The sequence below is a fragment of the Streptococcus suis genome (assembly GCF_002960445.1).
In the GTDB taxonomy this organism is placed as follows: domain Bacteria; phylum Bacillota; class Bacilli; order Lactobacillales; family Streptococcaceae; genus Streptococcus; species Streptococcus hyiners.
In genome coordinates, this window is the sequence record NZ_POJD01000075.1 from 63,855 (window position 1) to 86,234 (window position 22,380).

At 40.3% G+C, this 22,380-nt stretch carries 12 protein-coding genes and 1 pseudogene; 9 read left to right on the plus strand and 4 right to left on the minus strand.

Annotated elements, in window-relative coordinates:
• Positions 1 to 32 precede the first annotated feature (32 nt).
• The 3 genes from C1G53_RS01665 to C1G53_RS01675 all read right to left on the minus strand — a co-directional run bounded on the left by C1G53_RS01665 (position 33) and on the right by C1G53_RS01675 (position 5,462).
• A complete protein-coding gene (locus C1G53_RS01665; protein ID WP_105117436.1) occupies positions 33 to 1,322 on the minus strand; it encodes a hypothetical protein in 1,290 nt (429 codons plus the stop codon).
• Positions 1,319 to 2,842, minus strand: coding sequence for a glycosyltransferase (locus C1G53_RS01670; RefSeq protein ID WP_105117437.1), 1,524 nt, complete (start codon positions 2,840 to 2,842; stop codon positions 1,319 to 1,321). Before C1G53_RS01670 ends, C1G53_RS01665 begins: the two co-directional genes overlap by 4 nt.
• A 262-nt stretch (positions 2,843 to 3,104) precedes the next feature.
• Entirely contained in the window at positions 3,105 to 5,462 is a 2,358-nt protein-coding gene (locus C1G53_RS01675; RefSeq protein WP_238139081.1) for an SP_1767 family glycosyltransferase, read from the minus strand.
• Between the two features lie 690 nt (positions 5,463 to 6,152).
• Here C1G53_RS01675 and secY2 point away from each other — a divergent pair.
• From secY2 to C1G53_RS13650, 9 genes and pseudogenes are all read left to right on the plus strand, one after another.
• A complete protein-coding gene (gene secY2 / locus C1G53_RS01680; protein WP_105117439.1) occupies positions 6,153 to 7,382 on the plus strand; it encodes an accessory Sec system protein translocase subunit SecY2 in 1,230 nt (409 codons plus the stop codon).
• Between the two features lie 8 nt (positions 7,383 to 7,390).
• The gene (asp1, locus tag C1G53_RS01685) at positions 7,391 to 8,935 is read left to right on the plus strand and encodes an accessory Sec system protein Asp1 (protein WP_161941342.1); all 1,545 of its coding nucleotides are present in this window, start codon (positions 7,391 to 7,393) and stop codon (positions 8,933 to 8,935) included.
• Complete coding sequence (asp2, locus tag C1G53_RS01690; RefSeq protein WP_105117441.1) at positions 8,935 to 10,599, plus strand: accessory Sec system protein Asp2; 1,665 nt, start codon at positions 8,935 to 8,937, stop codon at positions 10,597 to 10,599. The genes asp1 and asp2 overlap by 1 nt, the downstream gene beginning before the upstream one ends.
• A 1-nt stretch (position 10,600) precedes the next feature.
• Positions 10,601 to 11,548 carry an accessory Sec system protein Asp3 gene (gene asp3, locus C1G53_RS01695; RefSeq protein WP_161941343.1) on the plus strand — a complete coding sequence of 316 codons (948 nt, stop codon included), beginning with the start codon at positions 10,601 to 10,603 and terminating at the stop codon, positions 11,546 to 11,548.
• Between the two features lie 4 nt (positions 11,549 to 11,552).
• Positions 11,553 to 13,937 (plus strand): accessory Sec system translocase SecA2, encoded by a 2,385-nt coding sequence (gene secA2, locus C1G53_RS01700; RefSeq protein WP_105117443.1) that lies wholly within the window; start codon positions 11,553 to 11,555, stop codon positions 13,935 to 13,937.
• Between the two features lie 12 nt (positions 13,938 to 13,949).
• Positions 13,950 to 15,455 (plus strand): accessory Sec system glycosyltransferase GtfA, encoded by a 1,506-nt coding sequence (gtfA, locus tag C1G53_RS01705; protein ID WP_105117444.1) that lies wholly within the window; start codon positions 13,950 to 13,952, stop codon positions 15,453 to 15,455.
• Positions 15,452 to 16,777 (plus strand): accessory Sec system glycosylation chaperone GtfB, encoded by a 1,326-nt coding sequence (gtfB, locus tag C1G53_RS01710; protein WP_105117445.1) that lies wholly within the window; start codon positions 15,452 to 15,454, stop codon positions 16,775 to 16,777. The genes gtfA and gtfB overlap by 4 nt, the downstream gene beginning before the upstream one ends.
• Before the next feature lie 8 nt (positions 16,778 to 16,785).
• On the plus strand, positions 16,786 to 16,965 hold the full coding sequence (locus C1G53_RS01715) for a hypothetical protein (RefSeq protein ID WP_105117446.1): 180 nt from the start codon (positions 16,786 to 16,788) through the stop codon (positions 16,963 to 16,965).
• A gap of 856 nt (positions 16,966 to 17,821) precedes the next feature.
• Positions 17,822 to 18,058, plus strand: a pseudogene (locus C1G53_RS13650) (accessory Sec-dependent serine-rich glycoprotein adhesin); the annotation flags it as partial.
• Positions 18,059 to 18,270: 212 nt separating this feature from the next.
• On the opposite strand, the gene C1G53_RS01725 reads toward C1G53_RS13650, so the two are convergent.
• Positions 18,271 to 18,561: a hypothetical protein gene (locus C1G53_RS01725; protein WP_105117447.1), complete on the minus strand. Its 291-nt coding sequence runs from the start codon at positions 18,559 to 18,561 to the stop codon at positions 18,271 to 18,273.
• Between the last annotated feature and the right edge of the window lie 3,819 nt (positions 18,562 to 22,380).

Below are 22,380 nucleotides of genomic sequence, written 5' to 3' on the forward strand. Positions count from 1 at the left end.
GCTTGTTGAAGTAGTAGCTGATTGATAAACCACTACGATGTGAGTAAATGATTTAATGGTAGAGAAAGGTGATTGATCTCATTTGCAAGTTTATAGTTATTTTGAATGGTCTTGTCATAAAAACCATCATCCATTAGAAAAGCTTGAATACTATAAATCATGTTATCAATATCATCGATGGCAAAGATATTTTCTTTATCAGTATACATCTTGTTTTTTATTGTCGAATCAAATCCTAGGATATAGCTATTATTGTAAAAAGCTTTTTTTATTGCATGATAAACTTCATTGTGATAATTGACATCAAGGTAGATCGAACAAGTTGAAATAATATGATCAATTGTCAATTCGCTAGCATTCTGATAAAGTGTAACATTATCGTATGCATCTAAATTTGTTAATAACTCACCCATAACTGTGGGGGCTGCTATATGGAAGTGGAAATTTGTTAATGTAGAAACAAAATGTTCTAGTTGTTCTGTATATTGAGAATTAGTAATGATGGCGACATGATTATTTCGCTCAGGTTTTTTAAGCTCTCTTTTTTCAGAAAAATGGAATACATTGCTGTTATTGTTGTTCTCGCACATTTCTTTATAAAGTTGTACATTGTCATACAAGATAATTCCTGAAAAGCCCAGATTGAAAATATGTTCTATATATTGGGCATCCAACTTTTGCTCATAATCGATGTAGAAGAACTTGGTTTTACCTGACAATAATTCAATGTTTTTTTCATTATCCGTTAAAACAATATCTTTTGCTTCTTCATCTATGTTGTTGTAGCAAAAGGTAAATACATCTCTTTCGGAATTAAAGTTTTTTATGCTGTTGTTTGTATGAAACAATATTTCTTTATTGAAGTTGTAGTTCTTTACTATCACCTCTCGCCCAAGATTATCATAATAAGTAGCAGATACGGGTTCTTGATTGATATTATAATTCTCTCTAGCATAATGCTCACCAAAATAATTATAATAATCTCTAGCCAATACTTGTCCTTGGTTGGTAAGGTGCTCAATAGTTGAAACATATTTTAAATGATTTGGTTCAAAAAAAGTTACGTTAGCTTTCTTATTTCCCATATCAAAAATTTCACCATAGTGACCATTTAAGCTAATACTTTCAAAATTGGAAAGTTTAATATCTCCAAAGAAAAGTGGTTTTGTATCTTGGATAAATGTAAAATTTTTTAAAATAAATTTATAAGGGGTCATAAATTTACAGTCTTGAATATCAAAAGAATGATGTAGAATGTTTAACTCAGGATAGCTAGCAGCAAATTTTTCTGCTAGCTGCTGATTATCAAATAATCCTATCATGTTCCAACCTCCAATAGTTCTTTCCACTCATTCAATATGTTTGATTTTAAAAATCGATTAGCTACTTCATAGGAGCCTTCTTTTAATGCTGAGAATTCTGGATTGGTCAGTAAATGTATAATGCTGTTTGACAAGTTTTTAATATTTTCTTCGTCACTATCTGAAAAGGGGACCAGAGCACCATTTTTATCATCATTGATAAATTCTCTCGATCCATAAGGGACATCGAAGCCAATAATTGGTAAACCGAAAGAAACAGCTTCTAAAAATACCAAGCCAAAAGATTCTCCAACAGAAGCATTTACAAGTATGTCATATTCCTTATAAATCTCTTTATTGCTTGTATAGCCCTTAAATTGAATGTAGTCTTCAGCTTGATGATAATGGATGATATCTGATAGGTAGTTATAATAGGCAGCGTAGTCAGGCGCACCATAGATGTCTAAAGAAATATCTGCTACAGTTTTCCGTGCTTCAATAACTGCTTTTATTAACCAATCAATCCTTTTTCGTTGGGTTATTCTGGAAATAGACACTATTTGTTTTCTATTTTCGTTCTGATTTGGGGATACCTTTTCTATGTATCCAACTGGAATGACTTTTATAGCTATATCTGTTCTATGATGGTGGAGTTTGATGTAGTCATGTAATTTTTCTGCCTGCTCGCTAGTAGAAACAACAAAAGTGTCAATTCTATCTAAATTATTGAAATAATTGTAGTATTCATGGCTCAATCCTACTCCGTAATCAGCGTCAACCAATCTCTCGAAATAATGTTCAGAATGGAGTACAGCAATTATTTTTGCGCCATTAGTAGATTTTAACAATGGTTGGCCGAATGAAGAATGTACGATACGGTCCAAGATGATAAGATCCTTACTAGAAAGGTTTAAATTTTCAATGTATTCATTTACCAACTCTGCTTTGCTTAGTATCTTACCAGAAGGGAAAATATGGTATTCACCTTCTAAACGGTAAATGGTATCAAAAGCAACACTACCATCAAGGTTATAAAAGGTTCTTTTGTAGATTTCTGCGAAGAGGCCGTGTTCTTTTTGAATTGGACTATAATAATCTGTATAGAGTAGAGTATTAGAAAAGTGTTCAATTTTTAGGAGATAATTATGGTTAAACCACGAAATTTGAGTTACCTTATCCTTATAAAGATGACTAGTTTCAACAATAACTTTATATCCTTCTTTATAGAAGATTAGGTTATTGTTTTCTTTTGTCACACTATAATCGACGAGCTTTTCTTTCAAAATGACTTCCATATCAGTCAGATTTATAGTTGGGAGGGTATTGGTATTGTCAGTAAAAGAGCTATATACAGAAACTTGTCTTTCTTCAGGAATACCGATACTGCTATAGAATTCAAGTTCGCGTCGCGTTGGCATCTCAGAAAATATATACTGATAGTCTATGCCTAATTCTGTAAGTAATTGTGCTCTTTTCCCCTGGGCATGGTCGACACCTGTAAAATTAAACCCAACCAAAAGATTAAAAATATACACTGTCATAAGATTATTTCCTTAAATCAATTTTCGGTATTGTTAGCAAATACGGGTATGTTTAGTTATGTGAAGTAGACGACTTTTTGTATCATTCCATATCAAAATTTTGAAATATTCTATACAAATGAATAGTAAGGTTGAAGATAGTTTCTCAACTATCTTTTTATCAATAATCATGTGAGAAAAGACTAATACTAAGGGTGTACAGGTGTTTGATTATTTTGTGTGTGATGTCTGTAGTGAAAAAGTCAATAGATCCTAGATGCACTTATTTCCAATTAGAATAGGTGCCTAATCTTTTTTGTATAAATTCATATACATCACTGTTTTGTCTATGGTTATTTTCTAGATAGGCTTTGTAGTCGTTTAGGTAAAACAGATAATACTCTCTCAGAAGTGTCATATCTTTGTTAAGTAAGCAGAAATCTACTATTTTCTCTTCCAAGCCTCTGATATTATCCATTATTCGTTTATCAGATAAGAGAGTATTGGTTATGCTGTTTTCCCGTACCCTATACACATATAGGTAGTCGTTGACAAAAACAATTTTATTGCTTTTAAAAAATAGTTTGTGCGTTGTGTATTGGTCTTCATGTAAAACTCCAAGAGGGTATCTAATTGATTTACATGGATTACTATCATTGAATAGGCTTGTTCTGTATAGTTTTGCCCAAGCATTTACAAAAATTCCTAAAAAATACTGATGATGTCTTTCTAGACATTGGTCCCCAGTTAAAAACTCTATTTTGTTGCCATTGTTGAGATGATTATGAAATAAAAATTGTGACGTATTCTCTTCAAATTTTATAAATTTACCAATTGAAATATCGGTCTTGCAAGTACAAGCGTATGTATATAGGGTGTGAATACAATTGTTTTCAAGATAATCATCACTATCAACAAAGGTTACAAACTGACCAGTTATTAGGTCAAGTCCCTTATTGCGAGCATCAGATAGTCCTCCATTTTCTTGATGAATAACCTTTATTCGACCATCTTTTGCTGCATAGTCATCACAAATCTTGCCTGAGCCATCTGTTGAACCATCGTTAACGAGGATGATTTCAAGGTTTTTATAGGTTTGATGGATAATACTATCTAGACACTGTGATAAATAGTTTTCGACATTGTAGACGGGCACTATAACGCTTACCAGTTCTTCTTTGATTTTCTTATAGACATAAAGATTTTCCTTCACATATGAAATCTTATCGCTATTATAAGTTTCTGGTGTGAAATCTTGAGTTAGATTGATATGATTTTCCTTTACATAGCTTGTTTTGAATAGCTTAGCATAGTTGTTCGTTAAATAGTTTTGATGTCTAGGGGACGTTTCAAAGTACCCTTTTACAGTTTCAGCTCTTAGAATTTTTTCATTAAATAGCTTGTCGTAGAAATAGTAGTTACCATCATTTTCATCAAAGATAGAATTTTCCAGTAACACAATCTCTGATTGGTATTTTTCAGCACTGTCTATGGCTTTTTCTAATAATCTATCATCCAGGTCATCGATATGGTTGAGGCTGAGCAGGTATTGCCCCTCGACTAGCTCGAGTAGGTCTTGTTCTAGCTTAGTTTCTGAGCCTATCTTTAGGATGGCTATATTTTCCACATCAAGTAAGGATTTGGAGCGAATATCCTCCATTTGAATAGTCATCTCAGGGTCGTAATTTAGTAAGATAAGTTGGATATTCTTGTAACTCTGCTTACAAATTTTTTCGATAGTTGTTAGACTTGTTTCATTGTAAATTGGTAGTAGCAGACTTACTTTTATTTGTGGAATTGGCAATTGATGTTTTATCTCACCTGTCAAGTCAAGGACAATTTGTCGCAGATAATCTTGGTCCTCTGTAAAAACGATATCCTGATCAAAATTATGTTCAGCTGTGTGTTTGTGCTGGAGCTTGATTTTGGACTGGGCTTGCATGGTAAACCATTCGTACTCAGAATCAATGTGACCAATATCAATTGCTTGGATACCTGTTTTTGCCAAGCGATAGACCAGGGCTTTTGCTGTTGGACCCAACATTAGCAAGACTAATTTTCCTTTGCCGTATGCCTCGATAGCAGTTAGAATATCCTCGATTTGGGCATAGGCATTCTTAGAAGGACATATAATCCGCTGGATGGATTTTGCAGCTTGAAATAGGTCATTACCCACACCAGAGCGGGAGGTCTTGCCTTCAACAATCAAAATGTCTTTCCCTGTCCAAATCTGTTTTAAGGTCTGGAAATAGGTAGTAGCTAAACCTTTATCTGCCAGATCCATATAGGGACGGGAGATAAAGGCATTTCCATACCAAGGTGCTTTACAAATTTGCCGGTAGTAGTCTTGGTAGTGTTGTAAATGTCCTAACCAAAAATGATTGAAAGCTTCTGTATAGCCTTCTCTGTTCTCAAAAACCTCGGGTAGACAAACCATTAGGGACTTATCACTTTCAAGACCTAGTATCTCTTTTAGTTCGCTAGCTAGCTGAGGGTCGTAGTCTTGGTAAGGGATGCTGTGGCCTCCAATAATGTTCATCTCTCCATCACCAAATCGTGCGACAGAGCAGGAATGTTCCAAAATATAGTCTAGGCTTTGAGAAATAGGTTTTACCTGGATGGGAATAGTTGGTGCATTCATAGGAAATTTCGTATTACTTTCTGCTTGACTTGCTAGTACCCACTTAGTCATTAAACAGGTTTATTTTGTGTAAGACAAGTAGGTAGTCTAGGTTATGGGGACAATGCTTGATTTCAAACTTCTGATTGGTCTGTTGAAGTAGATGGTAAATTTTGTGATGAAGAAACGGAGTTTTTTTGCTAGAAGCAAATCTACAATATTGCGCCGTCGACATATGTGATGCTGTCGCCATCATCGTGACTAGCAGTTTATAGGCACTCTTCTAGAATGTTTTCTCGAATATTTGGTAGCTCAGATCCCCCACCATTTTCTTTATGAAGACATGAATGCAGTTATCATGATTAGTATCATACTCTGTAGACAATCTTCTAAATAGGCTGGAGCATTAAAGACATGCCCAATCGAATTGATGGCCGGGGACTGTATGACGAGCTCCTTATACTTAATTATTTTACCATAGATTGAATGATTTAGACAATTTCTGTTGGATGGAGTAGGGAGTAGAGGAATATTTTTTATATATAGATATGATTATATCAAAAAAAGGTCGTGTAGCCTATCCTGGTCAAAAGAATAAGACCAAGTAAGCTGTATTGGAAGGCGAGGTGGCAGGTATCAAATTTACTTCCTATGGAAATTATGGTAAAATGAAATAATATAGAAACTTTTAGAAGAATAGTAATACAGACGATGAAGAAAGTATTTTTTAGATATCCTGTTTTAGGAAAGTTCCTGGTTACAGGTTTGATTATATTTATCCTGTTAGCAGGTCGTTATTTACCAGTTCCCTTGGTGGATTTGACCAACTACCTGCCTCGGTCGGGGGCTAATCAATTGGCCGGGTACCAGGTATCAGAAAGTGGTTTGCCTTCGATATCTGTCTTTTCTTTGGGCTTAGGTCCATGGATGTACGCTACGATTTTAATCTCTCTATTTTCAATTGGCAGTAAGCAAAGTTCTCTTTCCCCACAGATGATGGAGTTTCGAAAGAATAGCTTAATGTTGTTGCTAGCCTTTATTCAAGGTTTAGGTCAAGCAATTAGTTTGAACTATGGTGGGGGCAGTAAAGCAACCCTTGTTGATGAGATTTTTTTTGTGACCCTGGTTACCATTGCAGGAGCCTTTGTGATTAGCTGGTTAGCCAGTATGAACGCTACATATGGATTGGGAGGGACGGCCATCATTATTTTAATCAATATTATTGTTGGTCAGTTTTATCTTTTCCCTCTTTTTCTTGATTTGTTCCAGACAGAATTAGCTATTGTGGGGGTCTTGATTTTAGGATGGACAGCCATTTCCATTTATTTAACGCTTGTTTTGGATCAGGCTGAATATAGGGTTCCCATCCAGAGAATTGCTATCAAGAATGACTTGATGAAAGAGGCTTATATGCCTATTAAATTAAATATCTCTGGTGGGATGCCTTTCATGTATGCCTATACCTTGTTGGCCTTTCCGCAATACATCTTATTGCTCTTATCCTTCTTGTTTCCTAATCATGCCTCCATGTTCCAATATATTGCCAGTTATTTTGCCCTTACGCATGTGGAAGGTGTCTGGTTCTTTTTGATTATACTGGCTCTTTTAACGATCAGCTTTGCTTTTACGACTATCAATCCAACTGAAAAAACAAAGGAAATGCGTCGGACGGGAGATTATATTCCTTTTATTAGACCAGGGCAACCTACCAAGACTTATCTGACTGCCCTTATTGTAAAAATTGCCACCATCAATGCCATTTTCATAATTAGTATGGTGGGAATTCCCATTCTTCTTAGTCTAGATTATCCAGAAATTCAGAAGATTGCTGGTTTACCGGGGATTTTTATGATGGTTGTGGGAATTTTATTGACCATTATTAAAGAAGTTAAGATGCTGGGCTTAAAGAAACGCTACGGGTCACTTTTTGAATGGAAGTAGGAGAAGATATGACATATTACTTTATTCCGTCCTGGTATCCAGATTATCGGCCTTGGTATGATAATACGACTAATTGGTATAGTATGTGGTCAATCGCTCGTTTTGATGATACCATCAACCAGTTGCGTATGTTTGAAGCAGCAGGTGAGAGAAACAGGTTGCTCATCTTAAATTACATGCCAAATCTTCGTTATTACAAGCACCGTTACGATTTGTTTGAGGTGGATACATGGTCCCTCTTTGATGACTTGCAAGGCATTGGAGAGTTTCAGGGGGCAGTGATTAATTACTTGGATTTTGACTGGCCTCAGGGGATTGAATTTGTTAATAGTCCCTTTATGGCCATGGCCCTCCTGAAAGGTGAGGTCTATGCTCAGATTGAATTTGGAGAATCGGGACAGGTCATCTGGATTGATTTCTTTGAAACTGCTAGCCTTTCTAAAAAAATGGTCTTTGATGATAGGGGATTTGTATCTAGTATTCTCTACTTTCAGGATGGTCAGCCCTACTATCAGGATTATTTAGGTCTAGATGGTCGTTGGAGGATACGAGAGTATCTAGGACAAGGGCAAGAAACAGTGTACATCAATCCGGATCTGACAGGGGCTATTGCTAATAAAATAGTCTATGAAAGCATAGAAGACCTGATTGAGGAACGGCTGACTGCCTATCTGCAGACTGGCTCAGAGCAAGGACTTATATTTTTGACAGCTTCTCCCCAGCATCACGATTTAGTAATGAGAGCAAAGGGAGAGCAAAAAGTCCTCTTATCATTTTTCGGTCAACGTTTTCCATTGGAACAGACGGAACGATTGCTGCCCATGTTGGCTACTGTTGACTTGGTGCTTACGGATAGTAAGAAAACAGCTGATTACTTGTCAACATTTAAGATTGCTCCAATTCATCACGTGTCATTGTTTGACACTCGCTTGGCCTTGGGTCAGAGCCAGCGGCTCAAGGAACTGAATGTTTATTTCTTGCTAGATGGCTTAAATCAGGCTGATTATCGTGCCTGCTTAGACCTTTTATTTGCAAGTATGGAAGAGTATGAGGATCTTCATCTCCACTTGGTTTCCTATCAAACAGATCGCGAGGTCATCCAGCGTCTTAGTCAGGATTTAGAGAACCTTCTGGAAACAAGGTCGGAGTCCTATCTGTTTTTTGAAAAAGAAGAAGGACAACTCTTTGAATTTGGAGATACAGTAAGCCAGAAAAGTCGGATAAAGTTGTCCTTTTTCCATAGTGAGAATGAGGTTATTCGAACGTTGCAAGATATTCGTTTAATCATTGATTTGGCAGAAGAACCAGATTTATACACCCAGATAGCAGGGATAAGCTCGGGTATTCCCCAAATCAATCGAGTAGAAACGGAATTTGTTGAACATATGAAAAATGGTTTTATTCTGTTCAGGGATGGAGGACTGCTAGCAGCTATAGATTTTTACCTATCTGGTCTGACTAACTGGAATAAGTCGCTAATTCATTCTGTTCAAAAGATTTCGGAATATACAAGTGGTGTCTTAGTAGAAAAAGTGAAAGAAAAAATAAACTAATGGGAAAAAAGACAGCTATTTTACAAGTTGGTGGTGTGAATTGGCAGGAAGAAGTGACTGTTTCTGAACGATTAGCATGGCATTATTATTCACTAGATGATTTAGCTATTCTGCTTGAACAGCTAGACACTGCCACAAAAGAACGGACCAAACTAGAGGAAACCAGAAAACAATTGAAAGACTTCTTGCAGCATTCCGAATCTGTTCCAGAGGAGCAAGAGGAACTGGAAGCTTTGGAGGAAAAACTGGCTCTTTTGCAGGATAAGGTAGATAGCTATCCACAATTTTCGGCCCTTATTTTATCAGAGGATGCCTATCCGATGCTCATGGAGAAGGTCATGGCACAGTTTAAGGTCTATGAGATTTTTTATCCAGTAGCTTGGCAAGCACCAGAGTGGCTCCAGCAACTGCTGAGAACTAGCATGGCCCAAACCTACAATCCTGAGGAGAGGGAAGCCTTTGTCCATACCTTGTCCAAAGGGTTATTTGTTGGTCAGTCTGGTGCCAAGGTCCATATTGATGATCTGGAAGTTTCTCCAAATTTTTCAGGCAAAATTCATATGGAGGGCCGGAAATACATGACCTTTGAAGGAGAATTTGGGGAAGATTTTCAGCAACTAGCCTTCTTTCGCTACAATATCCCTTATGGAGATTGGCAGTTGTTGAATCTCTTTTTGGAACACCGTCATTCCTCTCAAGCAGAAGTTCGTATGTTGGTTCGACTGATTCCAGATGGATCAACTAACCAGATTTTTCAGCAATGGGAATTTGACGGAAATAGCTTGAAGGATCAGGTTGTCATTGATGCAAATATAGATGGCTATCTCTTTATTTCTATCCTGGCTAAGGGTGTGGGGAGAGTAGAAATCGGGGACCTCCACTATCGTTGGGGAAGAAATGGTTTGGGTGAGTTTATCTTGGGCGGACAACGTCTGGTCGACCATCAGCTTCAGGAGATTTTTACCTACTTTGACCCAGCTGATTTTAAACCCCCTCTTTGTGTGTATTTTTCTGGTTTTCGTACTGCCGAAGGTTTTGAAGGCTTTTGGATGATGAAGAGTTTAAAAACACCCTTCATGCTGATTTGTGATCCGAGATTGGACGGTGGGTCCTTCTATTTGGGAAGTCAGGAATTGGAAGATAAAATTCAAGGCAAGATAGAGGAAACGTTGGATTTTCTAGGTTTTGATTCCAGTCAATTGATTTTGTCTGGTATGTCTATGGGGACCTTTGGTGCTTCCTATTATGGAGCCAAATTACAACCACATGGGATTGTTATCAGCAAACCCCTTCTGAGCTTGGGGGATATGGCCTTGGCCGAGCATTTACATAGACCGGGAGGCTTTCCGACTTCCTTGGACTTGTTGTATTCGACATACAGGTCAATGGATCAAGAGGCGGCTGAAAGGCTCAATCAACGCTTTTGGACCTTGATGAAAGAAGGTGTTTATGCTTCGACAAAATTTGCGGTAGCCTATATGAAAGAAGACGATTATGATGCGACTGCTTTTGAACGGTTAGTTCGTACCAGTAAGGCAACGGGGGCGACCATTTTGGGGAGAGGTTATTCAGGTCGTCACCTGGATGGTAGTGCGGCAACTTCTGGTTGGTTTATCAAGCAGTACCGCGATATGTTGGATAAGGATTTTAAGAGGGGGACATAGTGTGCGTTTAGTGATTAAATGGAACCATTTTGCACAAGACAGCTATTCGTACGGCAGTCAAATTGATTTTGACAAGGAGTTGATTAGATTTGAAAACGCCCTTATGCCTCCAAGTTTTGAAGTAAAAAAATGGTACTCTAGGACTAATTTCCAAGCCAAGCGCCAGACACCGACACTTCCTCTTTTGAAAAAGGGGGAGAGCTACCAGTTGGTACTAGATGCAGAGGCCTATCCGCAAGGTAGCCTATACATGCATCTGGTGTTCTTTGATCGTTTTGGTCAAGAATTAGGATCTGAGATTTTAAAAGACAAGCAATCTATTTTTACCTACCCCAAGGATGCCTATGCCTATGAGATTTCTTTAGTAAATGCAGGTTGTAAGCGTCTGGTTTTTCACTCGATCTTGCTACAATCCACTTTCTCCCCTCCAGAGGATGTGACTTTTTTAGAAGAAAAATGCAATCCGACAAGCCCAGCTCGCTTAAATATTGTCTTTTTAGAGCATTCCGAGGACTTATACTATGAAAAGGACTTGTTTACAGAATGTGTGAACAGGCTAGGTGATGTGATCTTTATTTCAGATAGGGCAGAGAATGTGTCCATGTTTCATCCGCAGACAGAGCAATTTATAATGGACTGTCTAGCTAAATACTCAGAAGCAACTGTATATTTATTTGCTTATGGTCCAAAGGGAAATCTTGCTGCTTCTTACTATGATGCGAAAATCAAGTCGGCAGGCTTGTTTGTTAGTCCGGTATTTGAACCAGAAGAAACCTATCGTTCGCAACTGAAGGAACAGGGGATTTCTCTACATAATGCAGAAGATTTGATAAAGCGTGCTAGTAGGAAGCACGAAAAGTGTGGGGATATCAGTGAAGGTTTTGTTTCTTCTCTGGTCCATCCCCTGCGGCTCCTTATCCAGCAATTTTTAGACAAGGATGGTTCTTGAACGAATGAAAAAACTCCGACAATTTTTCTCTATGGATTATTATCGTCTAAAGAGATTGAAGAGGATTTTTACAGAAATTGACAGCTTGAAGGAAGAAATGGCAGGCCTGACGGATGCTGAAATGCGTGGTAAGACACAGGAGTTCAAAGCAAGATTGGCAGCTGGTGCTAGCTTGGATGATCTCATGGTGGAGGCTTACGCCTTGGTTCGGGAAGCGGCAAAGCGTGTCTTGGGGATGTTTCCCTATCCTGTTCAAGTAATGGGAGCCATTGTTCTTCACGAGGGCAATATTGCTGAGATGAAGACGGGCGAGGGTAAAACCTTGACGGCTACTATGCCTCTCTATCTCAATGCCTTAGAAGGCAAGAGTGCTATGTTGGTGACAACCAGTGCGTACTTGGCCCGCCGTGATGCAGAAGAGATGGGAGCTGTCTATCGATTTTTAGGTTTGACAGTGGCCTGTGCAGTAGAGGACACAGAGAAAAAGACCAGTATGGGTTCTAGCCAGAAGAAGGCTATTTATGCTGCTGATATTGTTTATACGACAAATTCTAGCTTGGGATTTGATTACCTGTTCGAGAATTTGGTTACCCATCAGGACAATAAATATTTACGCCCCTTTCATTATGCGATTATTGATGAAGCCGATGCTGTTTTGCTAGATACTGCCCAAACTCCCTTGATTGTTTCGGGGTCTCCCCGTGTTCAGTCCAATCTGTATGCTATTGCTGATCATTTTGTCAGAGGTTTACAGGGTGGGGAAGGGTATTACTACAATCGAGAGCATGGAGAAGTCTGGTTGACTCAGGCAGGAATGGATGAGGCAGAGCGTTATTTTAGTTCGCAGGAATTGTTCGATTATGACCATGCAGAGTTGGTACGCCATGTCATTTTGGCCCTTCAGGCTCATAAGTTATATACCTTGGGTAAAAATTATGTCATCCAAGATGATGAGATTAAATTGCTAGACAAGACAGATGGTCGGATGCTGACAGGAACGCGGCTACAAGGTGGTATTCATCAGGCAATTGAGCAAAAAGAGGGGGTTAAGATTACTCCTGAAATGCGGTCGATTGCTTCTGTAACCTACCAAAATCTGTTTTTGATGTTTGGTAAGCTAGCTGGTATGACAGGAACAGGTAAGACTGCAGAGGCGGAATTTATCGAAACTTATAACATGGAAGTCATTCAAATTCCTACCAACAAACCTGTCATCAGGAAGGATTTTCCAGATAAGATTTATACGACCATGCCTGAAAAAATTACTGCCTCTTTGGATTTAGTAAAAAAGGTTCATGCGACAGGTCAGCCCATTCTTCTGGTGACAGGGTCGGTCAATATGTCAGAGATTTATTCGGAAATGCTCTTATTAGAGGGTATTCCCCATAGTTTGCTCAATGCCTACAATGCTGCCAAAGAAGCGCAGATGGTGGCAGAAGCTGGTCAGTTAGGCACAGTAACGGTAGCTACCAATATGGCAGGCCGTGGAACAGATATAAAACTGGGACCAGGCGTGCGAGAGTTGGGTGGTCTGGCTGTCATCGGGACTGAACGGATGAAAAGTCAGCGGATGGATCTGCAAATGCGTGGGCGGTCCGGTCGCCAAGGGGATCCAGGTTTCAGTCAATTTTTTGCCTGTCTTGAAGATGATTTGCTGATTGAAAATGGCGGCAAGTGGATCCAAGATTTCTATAAGAAAAATAAGGATAAGGTAAATCCAGATCAACCACAGGAATTGACTGGGAAACGGTTCAGAAGGGCCTTGCAACAATCCCAAGAGGCCAGTGATGGCTCTGGCAGAGCTTCACGGAGCATGACCCTTCAATTTGACGAGAGTGTCAAACTCCAAAGGGACTATGTTTATAAAGAAAGAGATGCGATTATTGAGGGAAGAAGTCAGGAGCTAGATATTTTGCAGTTTGCTAGGGAGGATATCGAGCTTTATCTGAAGCGCCATACGACTTTAGAAGCTCATAGTTTGGAACGCTATATCTTGGATCATATCACTTATGATTTTCACGACTTTCCTACAGGCTTAGAAGTAAAAAATCCTAAGCAGGTCGCTAGCTTCTTGTTGGGGATTGTGGAAGCCGAAATCCAGAAGAAGAAAGAATTTTTACGGGCTGACTATCTTCAATTTGAGCGTTTAGCAGTCCTAAAAGCCATCGATGAATGCTGGGTGGAAGAAGTGGACTATCTTCAACAGCTACGCATTATTGCAGGTGCTAGACAGGTAGCCCAACGTAATCCAGTATTTGAGTATCACCAAGAAGCCTATAAGGGTTACAAGAAAATGAAAGAAGAAATCAAGCGCAATATCCTTCAGAACATTCTCTTGAGCGATGTTTCCTATACAGAAAAAGGGGAGCTGCAGGTGTATTTTGCTTAGGAAAGGAAAGAAATGACTGTTTATAATATCAATCTGGGGATAGGCTGGGCCAGTAGTGGTGTAGAATATGCCCAGGCTTATCGGGCTCAACTACTCCGTCGCAAGGGAGTGGAGGCAAAGTTTATTTTTACAGATTTCTTTGGTCAGGATAATTTGGCTGATCTGACCCGAAATATAGGGTTTGAGGATGATGAGATTATCTGGCTCTACACTTTTTTCACGGATCAAAAAGTGGCTCCGATTAGTTATAGGCTGGATCAGCTTCGAAAGGATGTTGCAGGAAAGGTGACTAGAGAAGAGCGGGATGGTAAGATTGTACGTTACTTCTATGATGAAGAGGATTTTTTCCTAACAGCCTATCTGCGTCAGGAGGATCAAGACCTGGTACACCGTGTTGAATACGTTTCTAGGGGAATGTTGATACGGAAGGACTTTTTCACTTATATGAGAAGTTTTAGTGAGTACTATACTCCTCGTGAAAACAGGGCTTATCTCTATCTCCGTCGCTATTTTAATGAAGATGGTTCGGTTGCCTATGAAGAGGTAATTGATGGGGAAAATTCCGTCTACCGTATGCCAGACGCCATCCTGTCATCCAAGGATGAATGGATTGCCTATTTTATGCAACAATTACAACTGACTGCCCAGGACATTGTCATCTTGGATCGTGCGACAGGTACAGGACAGGCTGTTTTTGCTAATAAAGGGCCAGCCAGACTGGGAGTGGTTATTCACGCAGAGCACTACAGTCCCAATAGTTTGACAGACCAAACTATTCTTTGGAATAATTTCTATGATTACCAGTTTGTCCATGCCGATAGCGTTGATTTCTTTATCACCTCTACCCAGAGGCAAAAAGAAGTTCTGGAAGAACAATTTGCTCGGTATGTTGGGAAGGTTCCCCGTGTTTTAGACATACCAGTAGGAAGTATTGATAGCGTTCGTCATTCAGCAAAAAGGAAGCCCTACTCCATCATTACAGCTTCGCGTTTGGCTACAGAAAAACACGTAGATTGGTTGACCAAGGCTGTGATTGCGACAAAGCCCTATCTGCCAGAATTAACGTTTGATATTTATGGCAGTGGTGGCGAGCAAGGTAAAATCGAAACTATTATTAAGGAGCATGGTGCAGAAGACTATATCCAGCTAAGGGGGCATCAGGATTTGACAGATGTTTATCAGAATTATGAGCTTTATCTTACAGCCTCAAAAAGCGAAGGGTTTGGTTTGACCTTGCTAGAAGCTATTGGTTCTGGATTGCCCCTTATTGGTTTTGATGCTCCATACGGCAACCAGACCTTTATTCAACATGGAGTCAATGGCTATCTCCTATCATTTCCACAAGTAGAAGATGAACAAGTCATCATTGCTGACTATTGCCAGGCTATTCGGACCTTCTTTGAAGAGGATAATCGCCAAGCTATGCAGGATGCTTCTTACCAAGTTGCTTCCGGATTTTTGACTGATGAGATTGAGCAAAGATGGCTAGACTTAGTAGAGGAGGGGATGGAACAATGATTTATCTATTTGATACCTATCATCAAGGGAGTTGGGATCTCCATTATTCCCTTCTTCGCTCGGGTTATCACCATCCGGTCATTGTCTTAAATGATGACGGTTTTTTACCCCATGATGTGACATCGCCTTATCGTTTTTTCACCCAGTATGATCAAATGGAAGGCCAACCACTGTATTTTAATCAGGTACAAACTCCGGATTTTTGGGAAATTCGGGGCGATAATAGCCAGGCTGCTGTTTATAACTATGCTAATAAACGTGCCCAAATTCATTACGCCCATCCAAGTCATCAACGTTTCGTCAAGGCGGTGGATTGGTATGATGAGGGAGGGAGGCTAGTAGTGACTGACCGATACAACGACAAGGGAGTGCGTTTTGGTCAGACCAGTTATGACAGGCAGGGGCAGGCTACTCAAACAAGCTATTATGGACTTAATGGGCAAGAAGTTTTGGTTGAAAATCATGGAACAGGCGACTTAATTTTGAACTATCAAAATCATATTCATTTTTTTAAAACGAAGCATGAATGGATTGCCTTCTATTTCGAGGTGGCAGGTTTTGAACTAGATCGAATTCTCTACAATAGTCTAGGTTTATCCTTCTTGACCAGTTTCTATCTCAATAAAGATGGTCAAGATATGCTTTTCTGGCAGGAACCCCTTCAGGACAGTATTCCGGGCAACATGCTTCTTTTGCTCAATAAGCAGAGCAGACGACCGGCTAAGGTAGTGGTGCAGGATCGGGTAACCTATGAACGCCTAGTGGACTTGGCAAGTCCAGAACAGAGGGAACAGATTGTCTATGTAGGCTTCCTTTATCCTTTTAAGGAAACAAGACCGATGAAGGCAGAAGCGTTGATTTTGACTAATTCTGACCAAATCGAGCAATTAGAGAGCCTAATTATAGGCTTACCTAATCTTCATTTCCATATCGGTGCCATTACTGAGATGTCCAGCCGTTTGATGGCTGTCGGCAATCATGCCAATGTGACCCTTTACCCGAACATCTCAATGGACATGGTGAGGGAACTCTATCAGAAAACAAGTATTTATTTGGATATCAACCATGGCGATGAGATATTATCGGCAGTACGAACCGCTTTCGAGCATCGTTTGTTGATTTTTGCCTTCGCTGAAACAGCTCATGCTAAGGCTTATTTAGCCAAGGAAAACTGTTTAGCTTCCTCGCAGGTTGAGGTGCTGATAGCTAAAATTAGGCGGCTATTGAACCAGCCAGGTGAGGAAGTTAGTCGTTTACTGACTTGTCAGGAAGAAGAAGCGAATTTAGCAGATGTGGTTGATTATCAGCATTTGCTAGGATAGGAGAAACCATGAGCAGAGAACATCCCTTGAAAGAACGGATTGAACAACGCTTGGAAGATGAGCGGTATGTCCTTCCTGAAAAAAAGAAAAAAAAGAGAGGCTTTGATTTTCATATCATCATTACTCTTTCGGTGCTAATTAGTTTGGGTTTAATTATTTTCAGGATTATTCAATTCTTTTTTAAATAGATTTAGTGGGGGTTGGAAAGAACTCGACCAAGAGATGAGATTTGCTTTGCAAATCTCATCTCCAACCTTTTTACCTCACTTTTGTATTTGTCGGTTTGGGCGGAAACAGTTCGCTGAATGGTTTCATGTCACTGGATTGTTTTGCTACAAACTGCGTTTGTCTTATTTCCCACCTTAACCAATTTTTTGGATTGTTTTGATACAAACTGCGTTTGTCTTATTTCCCACCTTAACCAATCTTTTGGATTGTTTTGATACAAACTGCGTTTGTTTTATCTCCCGCCTTAAACAATCTTTGGATTGTTTTGATACAAACTGCGTTTGTTTTATTTCCCACCTTAACCAATCTTTTAGATTGTTTAAGCAATCAACACTGCGCTGAGAGGTTGATATGAACTTTGTGAAGTGTCGCTGGGCTTAGGCCCAGCCTCTTTTTATATACTCTTTTGTTAGCCGGCAGTCCGTAAGATTAGGGGCAAGGGGGATGCTTGCTGACTTAGTGGGTTGATAGTGGAAATATGGCAAAGGCCTTCCTGTTATTTCTCGTTGATGGATAGTGAGATATTGGCTTGACCATAATTACTTGAGTGGGGGGATGAACTATGAGGAAAGAGGAGCAGGAATTGTCTATTGAGAAGCGATTAGGCTTGAAATGAAGGGGTGGACTTAATGAGTTCATTGACTTAGGTAATCTTCATAAAATTCTATATATAAATGTAAAATATTTGGGTTTTTAGTTGAGAAAATGCCCCTTTTCTGATAAAATAATAGGAAAAATTCAAAAAACTATATATCATTTTATGGTATTTGTATGAAAATTGAAGTGATTGTAACCTTAGATTAAATAGGAGTTTTTATGAACCGTAAGCGTTTTAATAAGGATTTTGACGAGATTGGGCGGAAGAGTCGGGTCAAAATGCATAAATCGGGTAAAAATTGGGTGCGGACAGTCCTGTCACAGCTCAGTCTTTTACGCGTCATTAAGGGCAGGGGGCAGGAAACAATTGCCATGCCACTTATTGAAAAACAGGAGCGATTGGAGAGTTCGCGCTTGACCTACTTGAAGGCCTTGCTGGCTTCAGGTGCAGTTGTATCGGGCACGGCTCTTGCACCAGATATTTTTGCGGAAGAGCAAGTAGTTGCTGTCGAGAATCAATTAGAAGGGGAAACAGATACCCTTGTTGACAAGGATGTAGTTATTGTTGAAACGGTGACATCTGAGGTTGTTTCAGAGCAAGTGGTTTCCGTGTCAACAGTCATTTCAGAACAACCGTCGATTTCTGATACAAGTTCTCAGTCTTTGAGTTATTCGGCCTCACTAAGTAGTAGTGAGGTTACTAGCCAGTCACTACTGACAAGTGAAAGTGTCAGCCAGTCTGCTTCGGATAGTTTGTCTAGTTCTGAGAGTGCTAGCAGTTCTGCCTCAGTTTCTACTTCAACTTCTGCATCTACCTCTACCTCTGTTTCTGCATCGGTTTCAGCGAGCGAGTCGCTCTCTGCGTCAGTAGCTACAAAATCGTCCCTGACACACTCAACTACAAATGTTCCTTCCTCTGTAAGTCTGACGGAGAATAGGACAGCCTCGACAGAGGTCACATCTAGTCAGACAAGTCAAACCAGTCTGGAAGAAGCAAGTTCGGACCAAACAAGCTCTAGCCTAGTTGCTAGTGAGGACAAGGGAGCGACCTCGTGGGGACAGGTCTTGCATCTAACAGGGATAGACCCAGAATTAGCTCCAACTAATAGTGCTATTCTGGCTGTAGCAACAGCAAGTTCAGAGGTCACCACAGGCTTGTTGGCAAACAGTTTGAACAGCAGCTCATCCAGTCAGTCTGAAACTGCACAAGAGGCCAATAGTTTAGATTATTCCAATCTAGACCTAGCTATCGAAAGTTTAAATCATGCCTTAGCCTTTCCTGAAGTGGATGCTTCTATAACGACTGTCAGCCGATATGAGAAGTATCAAGCAGCCTTGCAGACTGCGCAAACAGTCTGGACAGAGGCCTTGGAGCTGAGGTCCTCCCTATCAGCTAGTCAAGAGCAAGTAGAAGCGATGGCTCAAAAGGCTGGGCAAGCTGCTATCTCTCTAGCAGGTCGGATCAATCAGATAAAAGCAGCATCTGGAATGCTTCGGATGACCGAGGGAAGTGGAGTAAGAACCTCAATTGTAAATTGGACCAATGCTACTACGACGGGTGTTATTCGGGCCGTTCGTGGAACGGTGACGAACCTCGCAGATGCTAATCCCGTGAAAACGATTCAGTGGGAAGTTGATGTTAGGACAGCTGCGGGCTATCTTGGTTTTTATGTATCGATGGATGCCGAACAAACCTTGACAGCCGCTCCAAGCTTGAACGGGGCCAGTCTAAGAGAAAATACCAATATTGATCGAAAAGTACTAGAGGCAACAGTCGAAGGTACTAGGGTAACTGGTAGATCCTATACTCACCTGAGCAGATTGAATTCTGGTACTTATACAATTCGATTTACGACAACGACTGAGGATCCTTCAGGAGCTCGTATCTTTGTTCAAGCAGGGACAAACTCTGTAAATAATCCATCAGTACGTGTAGGAGCGACAAGTGTTCAGGGAACAAATATTACCAACTACGATTATCCAACAGCAACAGCTGCTGGGGGAAATCACTCCGTTCAGCGACCGGGTCGAGCAATTTTGACCATGGCAGACGTTGCTGATGTAGTGAAACCGAAGATTACACGGGCAGATGATATTTTTGTCTTTAAGGACACGCCAATTCGAGTAGTCGATCAGAATGGGAATTACCTCAGTGACCAAATGGCCTTTGCGACGGTATGGGATGATCGTGGTGTTACGGGTGTCAATGTATCCAATAAAACCAACAACCCTAATGCTGATTGGGCTACTACGCAAAAAAATATTACAGAGCTAGGTCTGACACCGAGCGTTTCAGGAAATAAGCTCTATGTTTCGGGAACCTCCAACCAGACCTTGGCCAATACCTATGAGGGTGAGCGTCAAATTTTCATTACGGATGCAGCAGGTAATAGGAATCTATCTAATTCAACAGATGGCAATACGGAAGTAATCGCTGTTCGGATTATTGATGTGCATTCGATTGTCACTAATATTTCTAAAGATGTTCCGGCCAATCAAATTTTGGACAGAATCAAGTCAGAGCTGAATGCGAAAATTCAGAGTAATGAATTGCAAGAAGCCAACCTGAAGTATGTCATCGATGAAACCACACTACCTGGTGTTAACGAAACTAAAAATATTACAGTAAAATTCTGGGCTAAAATTGCAGATTGGCAGGGGACGAATGGCCCAGATGCTGATACCCGAACACAGCACTTAGAAGCAACTGCTCAGGTCTTGGTAAACTATCCGCCTAGCATCACTAATGTTGCTCAGAATGTTTATGTTTTTGATCAGACGGCAACTACTGTTGCTAAAACTATTGCGACCGTAACAGATACTGCTAATCAGACTATAACAAACACAATCAGCGGAGCACCTGGTCTATCTGCCAATGCAGCAGGCCAGATTACTGCTAATCAGACATTTACAGGTGGAGTTGGTGCCCATCAGGCTACCTTGACAGCTACAGACAATCACAACAATAGTGCTACTGCAAACTTTGTTGTTCGTGCTTTTGATGTAACAGGCGGTCAGCCAATGGATGCAGAAGTAGGAAGCAAGGTTACAACAGAAGCCATTCTTAACCATGTTAAGGCAACTGCTACTGGTGGAGCAGCAGGTTTAGCCGGTTCTGGTCTGGATAATATTGCTAACTACCGTATTCTATCAGGTTATGACACTCATCAGCCAACTCTTGGTCAAAAAACGGTACGGGTGCGCGTGACACTGACAGATGGAAATTACAAGGATGTCGATGTCCAGATCAATTATAGGGATACCCAAGTTCCATCCGCTACCTTGCGAACTAATGCTATTTATGCTTTTGAAGGACAAGCCCTTCATTCTCCAATTGCCCTTGCTAGTCTGTCTGATAATTCAAATGGTTCTGGTTTGACTAGTGGTCAAGCTAGGGCGCAGATTGTCATGGCTAATTCTACAACGGAAAATGGCAAGGGTCTGACAATTGATATTTCAGGTCAGGTTAGCGGCACTCCGACACTAGGCAGTCAGGGAACGTATGACAACAGAGTATTAGTTCAAGATTACGTTGGAAATACTGGGTACTCCAATACTTTCAATATGCATATTATGCGGGTAAATCCTGTAACTGAAACGAGAGAATACACAGGATCCAACCAGTTTACTCAGGATGAAATTGCTAGCCTTATCAAGAATAAAATTGCAGCGGACAGCGGCATCAGTGTGGCGGATCTATCAGTACTGACCTACACGATTCCGAATCATACCTATGCAGTTGGTAGTCAAGCTATTCAGGCAACTGTTATTACACCAGCTGGTGATACGAAGATGGTTCCTGTTACCTTGAATTATACTGACACAAGGAACCCAACTATTACCAGCAGTCGAGATGTGACGGTTTTTGCTGGGAAACCAGTTGAAATGGTTGGGAATACAAACTTAATTCCGGTTACTGCTACAGATGTTTCTGGGGTAACCTATCAATTGAACAATGCTAGTTTTGGCATAACTGTCAATCCAAGTACGGGACAAGTAGAGGGGACGGCAGTTGGTAATCCTGGTATCTATTCACGGACTGTTACAGTAACAGATGGACAAGGTCGGATCACGACTTCTCCAATGTTCAAGATTTATGTTATCCAGGCAAATTCTAGTACGATTGAGAGAGAGTATGGTCAAACAATTTCAGTAGATGAAATCAAAGGCGCTATTAGTCTTGACAGAGGAACGAATGGCTCACCGGTTGATGTCAGGATGGAACTGTTAAGCCCAATTCCACACAATGCAAATGGAACGGTTCAGGTTCGATTGACAACAGCAGAGAATGTGACAACCGTTGTTGATGTTCCAGTAATTTATACTAACCAAGCACCGGTTATCACGGTTCCATCGCCCAAGACAGTTCTTAAGCAACCTACAGGTCGCCCAACCACAGTTAACTTAACGGACGGTGTTATTGTCAGTGATAGGGAAGATGACCGTTCTGCGACGGATAATTTGGTAACGACGGTCACTTATGACATATTAGATAGTAATGGTCGTTCTGTTTTACAGGTTCCAGCTGCTTCAGCGTCGACAGTTGATCTTGGAAACCTAGCTGCGGGTGATTATACTGTTCGAGTATCGGCCCTTGATAGTGGTGGCACTCAGACGGTAACAGGCACTTATCCGTTGCGGATCAATGAAAATACACCACCGGTTATTACGGCAACTGATCGAACACTGGATCGGAGTGATGCTCCTCAAATTGATTTATCAGTAGGAGTTACTATTCAGGATACGGAAGATAATGCTTCAGGAACTCCTTTGACAGT

What these genes read in the sequence shown, in the direction of transcription:
- C1G53_RS01665 (WP_105117436.1), bottom strand. Translation starts at nt 1,322, where the DNA reads ATGATAGGATTATTTGATAATCAGCAGCTAGCAGAAAAATTTGCTGCT.
- C1G53_RS01670 (WP_105117437.1), bottom strand. Translation starts at nt 2,842, where the DNA reads ATGACAGTGTATATTTTTAATCTTTTGGTTGGGTTTAATTTTACAGGT.
- C1G53_RS01675 (WP_238139081.1), bottom strand. Translation starts at nt 5,462, where the DNA reads ATGAATGCACCAACTATTCCCATCCAGGTAAAACCTATTTCTCAAAGC.
- secY2 (WP_105117439.1), top strand. Translation starts at nt 6,153, where the DNA reads ATGAAGAAAGTATTTTTTAGATATCCTGTTTTAGGAAAGTTCCTGGTT.
- asp1 (WP_161941342.1), top strand. Translation starts at nt 7,391, where the DNA reads ATGACATATTACTTTATTCCGTCCTGGTATCCAGATTATCGGCCTTGG.
- asp2 (WP_105117441.1), top strand. Translation starts at nt 8,935, where the DNA reads ATGGGAAAAAAGACAGCTATTTTACAAGTTGGTGGTGTGAATTGGCAG.
- secA2 (WP_105117443.1), top strand. Translation starts at nt 11,553, where the DNA reads ATGAAAAAACTCCGACAATTTTTCTCTATGGATTATTATCGTCTAAAG.
- gtfA (WP_105117444.1), top strand. Translation starts at nt 13,950, where the DNA reads ATGACTGTTTATAATATCAATCTGGGGATAGGCTGGGCCAGTAGTGGT.
- gtfB (WP_105117445.1), top strand. Translation starts at nt 15,452, where the DNA reads ATGATTTATCTATTTGATACCTATCATCAAGGGAGTTGGGATCTCCAT.
- C1G53_RS01715 (WP_105117446.1), top strand. Translation starts at nt 16,786, where the DNA reads ATGAGCAGAGAACATCCCTTGAAAGAACGGATTGAACAACGCTTGGAA.